The 12491-nt window shown below is 66.0% G+C and carries 13 protein-coding genes and 1 pseudogene; 9 read left to right on the top strand and 5 right to left on the bottom strand.

Features of this window, described 5'->3' with window-relative positions; translation table 11 throughout:
- The first annotated feature begins 11 nt into the window (after nt 1–11).
- Both merP and F3K02_RS27440 read left to right on the top strand, forming a co-directional pair.
- Nucleotides 12–296, top strand: a complete 285-nt coding sequence (merP, locus tag F3K02_RS06680) for a mercury resistance system periplasmic binding protein MerP (protein WP_177134552.1) — start codon at nt 12–14, stop codon at nt 294–296.
- Nucleotides 293–505 (top strand): GDCCVxC domain-containing (seleno)protein, encoded by a 213-nt coding sequence (locus F3K02_RS27440; protein WP_291189302.1) that lies wholly within the window; start codon nt 293–295, stop codon nt 503–505. Before merP ends, F3K02_RS27440 begins: the two co-directional genes overlap by 4 nt.
- A gap of 57 nt (nt 506–562) precedes the next feature.
- Here the strand turns inward: F3K02_RS27440 and F3K02_RS06675 are convergent, their stop codons facing one another.
- The 5 genes from F3K02_RS06675 to F3K02_RS06655 form a co-directional block, all read right to left on the bottom strand.
- Nucleotides 563–979 carry a hypothetical protein gene (locus tag F3K02_RS06675; RefSeq protein WP_177134550.1) on the bottom strand — a complete coding sequence of 139 codons (417 nt, stop codon included), beginning with the start codon at nt 977–979 and terminating at the stop codon, nt 563–565.
- Nucleotides 957–2873 carry a hypothetical protein gene (locus F3K02_RS06670; RefSeq protein WP_177134548.1) on the bottom strand — a complete coding sequence of 639 codons (1917 nt, stop codon included), beginning with the start codon at nt 2871–2873 and terminating at the stop codon, nt 957–959. The genes F3K02_RS06675 and F3K02_RS06670 overlap by 23 nt, the downstream gene beginning before the upstream one ends.
- Before the next feature lie 9 nt (nt 2874–2882).
- Nucleotides 2883–4529: a hypothetical protein gene (locus F3K02_RS06665; protein ID WP_177134546.1), complete on the bottom strand. Its 1647-nt coding sequence runs from the start codon at nt 4527–4529 to the stop codon at nt 2883–2885.
- A gap of 101 nt (nt 4530–4630) precedes the next feature.
- Nucleotides 4631–5818, bottom strand: a complete 1188-nt coding sequence (locus F3K02_RS27750; protein WP_177134545.1) for a tyrosine-type recombinase/integrase — start codon at nt 5816–5818, stop codon at nt 4631–4633.
- Between the two features lie 6 nt (nt 5819–5824).
- Nucleotides 5825–6076 (bottom strand): hypothetical protein, encoded by a 252-nt coding sequence (locus F3K02_RS06655; RefSeq protein WP_210829844.1) that lies wholly within the window; start codon nt 6074–6076, stop codon nt 5825–5827.
- Nucleotides 6077–6275: 199 nt separating this feature from the next.
- Here F3K02_RS06655 and F3K02_RS06650 point away from each other — a divergent pair.
- The 7 genes and pseudogenes from F3K02_RS06650 to F3K02_RS06620 all read left to right on the top strand — a co-directional run.
- Nucleotides 6276–6428, top strand: a pseudogene (locus F3K02_RS06650) (JAB domain-containing protein); the annotation flags it as partial.
- A 700-nt stretch (nt 6429–7128) separates the two neighbouring features.
- A complete protein-coding gene (locus F3K02_RS06645; protein ID WP_177134541.1) occupies nt 7129–7524 on the top strand; it encodes a single-stranded DNA-binding protein in 396 nt (131 codons plus the stop codon).
- 77 nt (nt 7525–7601) lie between these two features.
- Nucleotides 7602–8462 carry a DUF932 domain-containing protein gene (locus tag F3K02_RS06640; protein WP_177134539.1) on the top strand — a complete coding sequence of 287 codons (861 nt, stop codon included), beginning with the start codon at nt 7602–7604 and terminating at the stop codon, nt 8460–8462.
- A 225-nt stretch (nt 8463–8687) separates the two neighbouring features.
- A complete protein-coding gene (locus F3K02_RS06635; protein ID WP_177134537.1) occupies nt 8688–9545 on the top strand; it encodes a ParA family protein in 858 nt (285 codons plus the stop codon).
- Nucleotides 9526–10482 carry a ParB/RepB/Spo0J family partition protein gene (locus F3K02_RS06630; protein ID WP_177134535.1) on the top strand — a complete coding sequence of 319 codons (957 nt, stop codon included), beginning with the start codon at nt 9526–9528 and terminating at the stop codon, nt 10480–10482. Before F3K02_RS06635 ends, F3K02_RS06630 begins: the two co-directional genes overlap by 20 nt.
- Nucleotides 10483–10805: 323 nt before the next feature.
- Nucleotides 10806–11381 (top strand): hypothetical protein, encoded by a 576-nt coding sequence (locus F3K02_RS06625; protein ID WP_177134533.1) that lies wholly within the window; start codon nt 10806–10808, stop codon nt 11379–11381.
- A gap of 17 nt (nt 11382–11398) precedes the next feature.
- Nucleotides 11399–12370: a relaxase/mobilization nuclease domain-containing protein gene (locus F3K02_RS06620; protein WP_177134531.1), complete on the top strand. Its 972-nt coding sequence runs from the start codon at nt 11399–11401 to the stop codon at nt 12368–12370.
- Nucleotides 12371–12491 lie beyond the last annotated feature (121 nt).

The following is a 12491-nucleotide window of genomic DNA, read 5'->3' as shown; positions in this document are numbered from 1 at the left end:
AGGGCTTGTCCATGAAACCTCGCCACATCGCCATCCTCCTTGCCGTGCTCGTCGCGCCGGCGTGGTCTGCGACGAAAACCGTGACACTGTCGGTGCCGGGCATGAACTGCGCAGCCTGCCCGATCACGGTGAAGAAAGCCCTCACCAGGGTCGCAGGCGTGGCCAAGGTCGACGTGAGCCTGGACAGGCGCGAAGCGGTGGTCACGTTCGACGACAGCCAGGCCGCTGTCGGGCAGCTCACTGGCGCGACGACCGACGCGGGCTACCCGTCGACGATCAAGGAGGCGGCACGGTGAGCGCCGTTGTGCCGCAGTCCACGCTGACCTGTCCGTCGTGCGGGCACTCGAAGGCCGAGACCATGCCAACCGACGCGTGCCAGTTCTTCTACGAATGCGAGCGCTGCCACGAGCTGCTTCGGCCGAAACCGGGCGACTGCTGCGTGTACTGCTCGTACGGCTCGGTGCCATGCCCGCCGGTGCAGCAGCAAGTGAAGTGCTGCGGTTGATCGTTCGCATGCACGGCTGCGCGCCCGCGTCAGCGCTCATGGCCTGCGCTGCCGGGCTCACTTGTGCTGGATCGAAACCAGCTTGGGTTTGACGTGGCGGCGCAGCTCAGCGAGCTCGCGCTCGCGACGTTCCAGCAAGGTTTGGCTCTCTTGCCAGGCACAGAAATAGTGATCGACCAAGGCGGCGATCATGGCCACTTGGTGGTGCAGGCTCCGGTTGTCGGCGCGCAGTTGCTCCAACGCCAGTGCGGAGGGGCCCGATGTTCGCCGTCGACGATGTTGCAGTCGGTGAAGCTCGATCAGGATGTCGGGGTGGTAGCGGTACAGCGCGTTGCGCGAGACGCCAGCGAGTTCGCACAGCGCCTTGGCCGTCGGCGCGGCACCCCCATCCGCCGCCGTCAACTGCGCGAGGGCATCGCGAAGCCGCTGCGCCGGTGCGACCTCGGTCGGATCATGGGGCGGTGTGTGGGCCATGACCGGTTCCCGGGTTGTCCGCGTCGATCGAGTGGATCAAGGCACGGGCCTCGTTGAGCCGCTCGCGCACGATGCGCAGCGTCTGCAACGGCAGCGCAGGCTCGTCGAGCAGCGCTTCGTGCCGACGGACCTGCTCGACCCAGTAGGCGCGATGCTGTTGCGACACCACGAAGTTCTTGCAACGCCCGCAGGTGGAGGGCTCACGGCGCGCCGGATTCGGTCCGGCGGCGTTGCCCAGGCAGGCGCTGTGTTCCTCGCGGTAGACACAAAATCCCCAGTCGCACACGCCGAGCACGAGGCCGGCGTCCACCAGCAGCCGGGCGTAGCTCTTGAGGTCCTGTTTGAGCCGGGCCCCCCGAAAGTGCGGGCGTTTGGCCACGATCTCGGCGCCGGCGCGCCCGCCCAGGCCGGGTGCGGCGAGCATGTGCTCCCAGGCCGCAGTCGATTGTTCGAGGATCTCGGTCTCGATCTCCTGGTTGAGCCGGTAGTCGGAGCCGGCGTAGCCACAGTCGGTGACGGCGCGCTCGCGATGGCCCAGGTGCTGCGCGAGAGCGAACAACGCCGATCCGTCGCGCAATGCCGCGAACCGTGCGAAGGTCTTGCGCCCCTGGTGCGTGGAAAGTTGCCAGGTTCTGCCCTCATGCTGCGGCAGCCCGAGCCACACCGCAAAGCGCTTGAGCAGCAGTCGCATGCGCCTGGTCGACACGATACCCAGCGTGCCGGGGCATGGGCGCTGCCACTCCGTGGCACCTGGGGTCTGGCCACGGCGCAGCCACAAATGGGGCCGCCCAGACTGAGCGCGATGCCCGGCCGACAAGGCTTCGAGGACGGCGATGGCGGTCGCGGCCACCGGCGGTGCAACCCATTCGTGTGGCCGCCCGGCGTACTCCGGTTGGCGCTTGAAAATCGCACCGACGATCACGGTGATCTCTTCGGCGGCGGCGCCGCCACGGCGCTGCACGCAGCCCGCCTGGAGGTGCAGGATCTCACTGGCCCGCGGTCCGACGAGGTACGAGATGACGACGAAGCATGCCGCGTAGAGCATGTCGATCGCCTGCGTGAGCGCACCGACCGTCAGGATCGGCTGCGGCTGGCCAGGCACCCGGACACGTGCGTGACGTAAAGCGCGCGTTGCCGCATTGGTGCAGGCGTCGGTGAGGTAACCCTGCTGTTTGGCGGCTCCTACGGCCTCGGCATAGACATCCCTGGCCTGCAGGATCGGCGTTGCACCACGTTTGACCAGATCGATGGCGCCCTGGACCAGCGCCACCGCAACGGCCTGCGGGGTGTACGGCCAGCGACGGACATCGGCGTCGTGCACGCCAGCGACATCGCCTTGGCTGCGCCCCGGAAAAGGGTCGATGCGCAACCCGTCGTCGAGTTCATCGCGAAAGCGATACAGATACGTGAGCAGGTAGAGGTACTTCTGCACCGTCGTGGGGGCGAGCGTGGGGCGCCGAGTTCCCGGTCTCAGGGCAAGCGCGCGCTGGAATTGCAGCAGTGCTGTCGCGTCGAGATCGGTGAAGCGAGAGAAGCCGGCCTGATCCATCCAGCGCACGAGTTCGCGCAGGTAGTTGAAGTAGCCTGCAGCCGTGCTCGCACGCTGCGGCAGGCCGGTGCCCAGCGAGCGACTGCGGATGAGCGCGATGAGCTGCTTGCTGCTGTGCAGCAGCGCTGCATACCGATGTCCCACGAAAACTTGCCCGCCCGGGAGCTTGAAGCGCCAGTCAACGCGCACCGGCTTGGCCTCTTCGAGCGCGTTCGTCGGTTTGAAGACCCAGACCGGGTCGTCCCAATCGGCGTCGAGGAACCACGCACGCGCTTCGGGCGCCTGTGCGCGGGTTCGGCTCCTTGGGGTCGGACTGCCGAGAAGAAGGTTTGCCGCTGCGCGCATGGGGCCAGCTCATCGAAGATCGGGCAGCGGTGGCAGCTGTGCCACCAAGGGCAGGGCGGCCGCGAGTTCGCGGCTGGCAAAGCGAGGAAGGATGTCTTCTTCCAGGATGCGCAACTGCGGCGCGTAGAAGGCCTGCCAGCGCGCTGGATGCAGCAAGGCGGCGGCAGCCCTCATGTGGTCACGCGCCTGGAGCAGCCGAGCCAGCGTCGGCGGATCCGGCGTGATGATGGCGTTTGGACAGGTGAAGCAGCCCATGAAATTCGTGCACAGTTCACCGGGGTGCGTCCCCGCCGCCGCACCGGCGAAGGGGTCCTTGCAGCCGAAGCCGAACATCGACACGACTTCGCCACCGGGCACCGGTGAGCGGTAGCCCCTGGGATTGATGGGGCGACGCTGGGATGCGCTGGCTGCGGCGCGCTCGATGTGCCCGATGAAGGCCTGTTGGAGGGCGGCCATGCGAGAGCGGTGCTGCGCCTGGACCTCGGGCGTCTGGACGTAGCGCACGGTGGTGGACAAGTGCGCATGGTTGGCGATCGCCTTGACGCGGCGCAGGTCGCCCGAGGCGCGGTAGAAGCTCGCGAGCACCCCGGGACGGATCGACACGAGAGAGAACCGCGGCAGGCCGTGCCGCTCGCAAAATGCCTTGACCAGGTGTTTGGCTGCGCCACAAGTGAGTGCCGTCACGCCGCGCAGGGCTTTGTAGAGGAACAGGCGATCACGCTCGGTCACGCGCGCCAGGGGTCGCAGCCGTTCGTTCCACGCGAGCAGTTCCTCAATGAGCGCTGGCGGTTCGAAGCAGTCGGCGCTGCTGAACGTGCGCCGCTGGATGCGGTGGGAGCGGGCCTTGAACCACACGAGCGCCTGGCGGTCATCGAGCAGTGGCAGGGACTGCAGGCAGTCGCGACCGAGTTCGGCGATCGGTTCGGGGTTGCCCGCTGCGTGAGCCATGATGGCCAGGTAGTACGGTAACAGCAGTTCGGCGCGCGGATAGAGGCACGGTTCGACCTGCCTCACGCCACCGAAGCGCTGGAGGGTCGTCCGCACGGTGCACTGCCCGGGTCGCGACAGGTCGCGCGCGCTGGGCACGATGCCATCGCATTGCCGATCGATGTGTTCGAGCAGCCAGCCGAGGGTTCCCGGCTGGCCGGCGTCGGCGATGCGTTGCGCCGCAGCGGCCTCACGGCCAGCACGGATGCGAACAATGTCTGCTTCGCAGGCCTTCAGCAACGCCCGCAGTTCGCCCGCAGGCATCTTGTCGTGGGGTCGGGCATCGCGGTTGCGCCAGGGGAACGGGTTGAATGGGTACTCGATGCTCGCAACACGCCCGGGGCGGCAACGCTCGATCCACTGCAGCAGTTTGCGCAGGGTCGTGAACGCGCTCGCCCGACTCGACTTGGTCCACGGCTGGCCATCTCGCCGGCACTGGGTGTTCAACCACTCGACGTAGCGCAGGAGCGTGCCACCATGAACGTCGGCCAGGCACCTGATGGCGCCGGATTCTCGAACGAAGCGCTCGAAGACCAGGATGTGGAACCAGCGCACGGGGATACAGCGCTCGGCCATCGCGCCAAAGTGGCACCAGAAGGCCTCGGCCAGAGCACCCTGGACGTCCGCGGGCAGGTCGAGCGAGCCGAAGTCGATGACGGTGCGTCGCACCTGGCGAGGCGCCTCGAACCGAGCGGGCGCTGCTCCGCCCTCAACGAGATCGGCGCTGTGCGTGAACCCGCGAGGCATTGGGCGGCGGCGAGTGCCCACGGTCACGGCACCTCCGACAACAGCGTGTCCAGCACTTCTCTGAGCGTGCCGGCCTCCACGGCAATGGCGCGCAGGTAGCGATCGGTGGTCTCGATGCGCTCGTGTCCCATGAGCACCTTGACGACCATCAGCGGGTTGATCGCGGCGCCCGCGCTGGCGAGCTGCTCCAGGCGAGCCAGCAGCATGCACGCGAAGGTCGCCCGCAGCAGGTGCGTGGTCGCCTTGAATCCGCAGGCCTGGCCGGTTCGGCTGATGACGCGCTGATAGGCGTTCTTGCCAACGTGCGCACCGCGCGCGTTGACGAACAAGGCGGCGGGATCGGCAACGCGTCCTCGGCGGTGGGCGGCACGCTGCAACCAGGCCCGCCGGTGCCCGGAGCGATACGCTGCCGTCTCGTCGAGCAGGCTCGCCGGGGCGACCACGTAGCCGGGCTTGCGGCCCTTGCGGATCACTTCGATGGTGTGATGCGACACCGTCCGTACTGAAGGCTTGCTGACGTCCTGGACGCACAGGCGCAGCAATTCGCTCACGCGCAGCCCCGTATAGAGCTGCCAGCGCGCCATCAGGTCGTACGGCGGTGGCAACGTGGCCAGTAGTTCCCGCGCCTGCTCCGACACGAGCGGACGCGGCAACGGCTCGAACTGGCGCAGCACGAACAGACTGTGATCGGTTGGCCGGCTCGCATCGGCGCTGCAGGGGCGCAGCTGCCTTGCTACGCGGAAGTTGTGCTCCGTGCCGGCCAAGGGGGACGCCACCAACCAATGCGTGCGCACCGCCCAGTCGTAAAACCGCAGCACGCCGCGCACACGGTGGTTGATGGTGGCGATGCGATACGGTCTGCCGGTGTGCGCGCTCGGCTGCGTGAGCATCCGGTTGCGATAGGCCACCAGGTCCACGGCGTCAGCGCCATCCCACCGAACACCGTTCTGCTCCAGGGTCTCGAACCAGTCGTAGAGCACCTCGGCATAGGTCCTGAGCGTATCGATCGTGTGGGCGCGCTGCACGAAGTGTTCGTGCAGGAAAGCGACCGCCGGCTCGATCAGCTGCCACTGCGCCGTGAACAGGAGCGGGAAGCCCGTCGGCCTTGGTTCGCGCAGCGCAACTGCAGGCGCTCGCGCCGCTGCCGGCGCTAACCGATCGATCACCTCGGACGGATCCGGCAGTGCCGACTTGCGAACGACCTGGACCACGCCGACCTACCTTGCGGTCAGCCGCTTGACCGCATCGACAAACGACAGACCGAGCACATGCATCGCCAGATCGATGGCGCCGCCTCCGCCAGCGCAAGCTCGCGTGTCGTACCACTTGACGCCCGTGGTCAGTATCTCGAAATCGCCGAGCGCGGTGCTCGCGTGCCAACGGCAGCTGTGACGGTCCTTGACGGGCAGGTAGGTTGGATCAAGCTTGACGTGATCAGCCAGCAAAGCCAAGGCATCGCTGGCTGGCATCTGGCGAAGCCGTGCCAACGTTGGAGCACTGAACGATCTGCGAGCCAGCATCACCGCGAACCCCCATGGATTTGCCGCAAAACGCGGGGCGCGCCGGGCTACTCGCCTCTGAAAGAGGCTTGGGCTGCTCGGGCATGCGCCAGTCTATGCAGCTCTCCTGAGAAAGCCAATCGTGTTGACACACGCGAATGCAACCTAACATCCCAGCGGCGCTGCCCGTCCTTCTCGTGCAGATGAGTATCTGACGCAGACACTCAAGCAGGCGGCGGCGCTGGTCGATGTGCGGGTGCTCGACCACTTCATCGTGGCGGGCGACTCGGTGAATTCGATGGCCGAATTGGGAATGGTCTAAACCTTGGGGCCTTCGGCCCCAATTTCTTGTTATTGATCAGCGCGCTGTGCGCGGACAAAGGGGAGGGCGGAGCATGGCCGGTGTTCACCGGCAGCACAGGGAGCAGCGGCCCTGTCCCGTGCCCGGGGATCGCGGTCTGGTTTCCTTCCCGCTGCGTGGGAACGCGCCCGCTGAACGAACTGACGTTCGGTCCACTCCCGCCGCTGCGCTGTGGTCCCATCCTGCCCGCCAGATCGTCCCCCCGGTCACCCGCCAAACCCGAAGCCGGGCCGATGGAAATGCCACGGACCGCGAACCCCTGAAATGATCGCAGCGGCTCGAACGCCGCGCCAGTCGCTGCGCTTGGTGTCACGCCGTCCGCAGAGCCGCCGCTGCTCAGTTCACCCGGGCGCCTGCGCTGCGCTGGTCGCCCGAAGAGGCTCGGGCAGCGCGTGCGCCAATGGGCCCACCGTTATCCCCCCACGGCGCCCCCATCCACAGGTGAGGGGGACTTGTGGGGGGATCTTTCAGCGGTGGGCCAGGTGACGGGCTCACTGCTTCGTGCTGCAAGGTTTCCCCATCCCCCACCCCTTCCCGAGGGAAGGGGCCTTGCCCACCCCCCGCCCGCCCGTGGGCGGGAGCGAGGGAGTCCGAGCGAGAGGATCGGTTTTGAGGAGCCCGAATCGGGGTCCGGCTGGTCGCTCTTGCAAGGAGTTTCAACATGGCCAACGTTCAAGTCATCCAGCGCCACGCGCACCTGGCTGCTGCCGTCAAGCTCGAATTCGTCAACGGGCGCGAAGGCAAGGTCGCCAAGGCGGTGTTGACCGCCATCAGCAACCAGCACCGCGGTAGCGGCGAAGACCGCGAGGAGCGCGCGGTGTCCATCCGCTGGACCCTCTGGGGCAAGCAGGCTGAGCACGCCGCCGAGTACCTGGGCAAGGGTTCGCACGTCAACCTCGTGGGCCGGCTGCACAACAACAACTACCAGGACGCCGAGGGCGGCGAGGTCTACGCGATCGAGTTCACGGTCGAAGACATCGACTACCTCGACAGCAGGGCCGAGAGCGAAGCACGCCGCAGCCGCAACGCGCAGTCCCGCCAGCCAGCCACCGCCTGAGGCCACCCACCGGGCGGTTCGGCCGCTCGGTTTCTCTCATCCCACAAATCTCTATTCACCGAACCAGGAGCATCACCATGATCTCTACCGCCCATTCCCCCCGTCTGGCCGCCCGCTTTGGCCAGAACACCTTCGTCATCCGCAGCGAGACCCCGCTGGCCGAAGACCAGATGCGCCGGGCCGCACCGTCCATCTTTGCCGAAGGCAAGCACGGCAGCCGATCCGAGCGCTACACCTACATCCCCACCATCGACGTGCTGCGCGGTCTGCGGCATGAAGGCTTCGAGCCTTTCATGGTGGCCCAGAGCAAGAGCCGCATTGAAGGCAAGACCGAGTTCACCAAACACATGATCCGCATGCGCCATGCGGGGCAGGTGAACACCCGGCCCGAGGCCAACGAGATCATTCTGATCAACAGCCACGACGGGGCCAGCAGCTACCAGATGCTCGCAGGCGTGTTCCGCTTTGTCTGTTGCAATGGGTTGGTGGTCGGCGACGTCACCAACGACATCCGCATCCCGCACAAGGGCAACATCCAGGACGAGGTGATCGAAGGCGCGTTCCGGGTGCTGGACGACTTCGAAGTGGTGGACGCGTCCACCGACAGCATGAAGGCCCTGCCGCTGCAGCGTGAGGAACAGCAGGCCTTTGCCACCGCAGCCCTGGCGCTGCGCTACGGTGAGCGAGGGGAGGGCGAACCACCGGCCCCGGTGACCGCCGAGCAGCTGATCGAAGCCCGCCGCCCTGAAGACTTCGGCAACAGCCTGTGGACCACGTTTCAGAGGGTGCAGGAGAACGCCTTGCGCGGTGGTCAGCCTGGGCGCGGTGCCAAGGGTCGGCGCCTGCACACCCGTCCTGTGGCCAGCATCGACCGCAGCGTGAGCTTGAACCGTGCGTTGTGGGTGCTGGCCGAAGAGATGCGCAAGCTCAAGGCCTGATCCACAAGGTCTGAACGAAGCCGGTGCTGGATTCAACCCCGAATCCAGCGCCGCCCATGCGCTGCAACGCTCTCATCATCGGACGGTGCGTGCGCGTGAAATTCCGAAACGCGCTCGCCGGCCGGCGCCGGCTCGCGCGATCCCGGCCGCTGGCGCATCGAGCGCGGCGCCCGGGAAACGTCCTCCGCCTCGACCACCCTTGTCGGTCGCGCTGGAGGAAACCCCATGAAGACCCTTGTGCTCGCCAACCAGAAGGGGGGCGTCGGCAAATCCGCCGTCGCCACCTTGCTGGCCCACTACTTCCGCAAACTCGGCTGCCGCGTGCTGGCCATCGACCTGGACCACCAGGGCAATTTCTCCGACCCGTTGCGCAAGTCCCAGCGCGTGGCCGTGGCCGAAGTCCCGGCCAGCGCCTTGCTCACGCAGGCGAGTCCGGTCATCCCGGCTGCGGACTTCGTCCTCGTCGCCGCTGACCAAGGTCTCTCCGGGTTGGAGCGCCAGCCCAGCCTGCACAACGATTTCGCGAACCACCTAAGGGTCTTCCTCAAGGCCATGGACGCCCGGTTCGATGTCTGCCTCATTGACACCAACCCCAACCCGGACATCCGCATGATCGCGGCGCTGGCTTCGACCGACTGCGTGCTCTCGCCGATCCAGCTCAACCAGGAAGCCCTGGACGGCGTGCACGCACTGCTCAACCACCCTCGGGTGGGGGTGCGAAAGATCACGTCGATGCTCAACCCGAAGCTGCACCTGATTGGGCTGCTCCCGGTGATGGTGGAGGCCAACCCGTTTCAGCGGGAGAACTTCTTGCAACTGGTGCAGAAGTTCCACCCCATCCTGATCCCCTACGGACCCAAGCCGGGACAGTACGCGTCCATGCCGCGCCGCTCGGCCGTGGCCGAAGCGCAGGCGGAAGGCCTTGTGCTGTGGGAGATGAAGAAGACCGCCGCGCGAGACGCCTGGCGCGAGATCGAGGTGGCCATGGTCGTGATCGCCAAAGCCGTGCTGGATGGAGCGCCGACACAGAAAACCCCCGTCACCCCCATCAATGGAGCGGATCATGGCCCTGTCGCTGGATAGCCTCGACCTGCTGCCGCCGACTGGGGGCGAGGGCGGAACCCCCTTGCGGATTCCGCTGGACGCCATCGACGAAGACCCAGATCAGCCCCGACAGGAGTTCGACGATCAGAGCCTGGACGAACTGGCCGAAACCATCCGGGAGCGTGGCGTGCGCCAGCCCGTCTCGGTGCGCACGCACCCCACACAGCCTGGTCGCTGGATGCTCAACTTCGGCGCCCGGCGCTTGCGGGCCTGCAAGCGGGTCGGACTGTCCGAGATACCCGCCTTTGTGGACCAGACCGCCAACAGCGTGGACCAGTTCATCGAGAACGAACAGCGCAAGGGCCTGAGCCCGCTGGAGATTGCGCTGTTCGTGCAACGGGCGTTGAACCAGGGGCAGACGCAGGCCGACATTGCACGGGCCATCGGCAAAAGCCGGCAGTACGTGACACTGGCGACGGCGTTGATCGATCCACCCGACTGGTTGCTGGCCGCATACCGGGACGGTCGCTGTCGGGGACTGGCCGAACTGTACGACCTGCGCAAACTGGCGGGTCAGCATCCCCAGTACGTCGAGGCCTGGGCATCAGATCGGGACGCTATCACCCGTGAGAGTGTCGCTGCTCTGCGAAACGATCTCACGGAAGGTTCGGGCAGTGTCCGCCGTGGAACGTCGGCGCTGATCGAATCCATGGAGGCCAGTCTGGGGCTGGGCGCAGACCAGGGCCAATCTGTGAAGGGGTACCCATCACCCCCCGTTGCGCCCGAGCCTGTGACTCGTTCGCCTCGGCCCTCACCACTGAGGCTGATGGCCAGTCTGGACGGTGGGTTGGTCGTGGTGAACACCCTGCAGGCGCCACAACAAGAAGGGCAGGTCTACGTGACCACCGAAATTGGAGGCTCGGTGCGAGCGGTGCAGGCCAGTCAGCTGACCCTCGTGGGCTGGTCGGCGAAGTGAGTTGTCAAACGGTTTGACAACTCACTCGGTCACAACACCAGAAGTTCGACGTTCTCCCAGCAGCAGGGCCCTGGCTTTGACGCCATCGAACTGCTGCAAATCTCCCTCTGATCACGGTCCCTTGCCTCACCGGTTGTCAAACGGTTTGACAACCTGGTGGGCGGGAGCTTGCCTGCGTTCTGCTGGATTTTGGGGTGAATCCAGCACCTCGGATCGGTCGATCCTCGGAGAGCATAGGTGCATGGTTGATTGCAGGATAGGCGGCACGCCGCCGGTTTCACAAACGACTCGCTTCGCTCACGTTTGCACCTTTCGGTTGGCCCATGAACACCCACAACCCGGACTTCGTCACGGTCGATATGCGCGGTCTGAAGGCCGCGTTGGTGGCCCATGCTCAGGCTCGGCGTGAGAGCGTGTCTGTGCTGGTTCGTCGGGCTGTGGCCCACGAAATAGGGCAGGCTGAATCGCTTCCACCGCCGATCACAGGTTCCGAGAGCATCGCCCCTTTGCGCCAGTCCCAGATCAAGTTGTCAATCAGATTGACAGCCTCTGAGGCCGAGAAACTGGCAGCCGGTGCGCGCGCAGCAGGTCTGTCACGCGGGGCCTACCTGGCAGGGCTCGTCGCCGGTATCCCCGCGTTGACCACGGACGCAAACCGCACCGAGCTGCTATCTGTGCTTACCACGTCCAACGCGCAGCTCTCCGACCTCAGCCGCAACATCCACACCCTCACGCGCCTGCTGATCCAGAGCAACGTACAGAAGGCGCTGGTCTACCGAGACATGCTCGACACGCTGTACGGAGACATCCATCGCCACCTCACCCAGGCGGCGGCCCTGATGGCCGATCTGCGCCCGCGTGGGTCATCCACAGAGACCATCCCCCGGCCCAGCCGGTGACTACCTAGGAGAACGCCATGAGCCAAGCGCTGGACATTGATGGGGTGCTCGTCCAGTGGGGGGATCGCCTGTTCTACCCGGGCAACCGGGTGGTCAAGATCAGGCCGCAGCCCACGTTGGGCGATGGGGGCATGCACCAGCGCGCAGACGCCATCCGCAAGCGCATTGAAGCCACCGTCGTCAAGAGAGCACCCCAGGTCATGGTCAAGGTCACCGGGGGAGGGCGGGGCATGCTGGCCATTGCGGCCCACTTCCGGTACATCAGCAAGAACGGCCGACTCGATATCGAGACCGAACATGGCGACACGGTGCGCGGCAAATCGGCTGTGCACGAGCTGGGGGAAGACTGGCGCTATGGAGGCAGCCTGATCGGTGATGAAGGCTACCGACGCGAGGCCTTCAACATCATGTTGTCCATGCCCAGGGGCACCGACCCGCTGATCGTCCAGCGGGCAGCGCGCGAATTCGCGCAGACCGAGTTGGCGGATCACAAGTACGTGATGGTGCTGCACGACCACCAGGCCAATCCGCATGTGCACATCAGCGTGCGGGCCGAGTCCATGAGCGGTAGACGACTCAACCCGCGCAAGGCCGACCTGCAGCGATGGCGCGAGACCTTTGCCGAGAAGTTGCGCGGCTATGGGGTGGAAGCAGAAGCCACCCGGCAGGCCACCCGTGGTCGGAACGTGAGCCACCCGGAACTATGGCAACTGAAAGCCGACGAGGCAGGCCGTTTGAGAAAGGTGCGCCCGAGCACCGCTTCGGGAGACAAAGTGCGTACCAGCAGGGCCGAAGCATTGAAGGGCTGGCTGCACATAGGGCGTGCCCTGGCGGGATCACCTGATGCGCGGGACGTGAAGCTGGCTGGATCGATTGCTGTCTTCATTCGGGAGGCAAGTTCGTCCTGGAATGTGCAGAAGACGGCACATGAGGTCGTCAGGGGGCCTCAGCGCCTTGGTCCGGCTGTGGATTCGCAGATTCGCCGTTGACTTCAACGCATACCGTGCCTCGATGTGGTTGCAGGCTGGCCGGCCGGTCAAGGCTGACTGCCGACATCCATAGCGCGCGTTTGCGACGGCAGCGGCAAGGTCGAAACTACGAAAACTCGTC

Source organism: Hydrogenophaga aromaticivorans (assembly GCF_013387465.1).
Lineage (GTDB): Bacteria > Pseudomonadota > Gammaproteobacteria > Burkholderiales > Burkholderiaceae_C > Hydrogenophaga > Hydrogenophaga aromaticivorans.
This window is presented reverse-complemented; position numbering and strand designations above follow the sequence as displayed.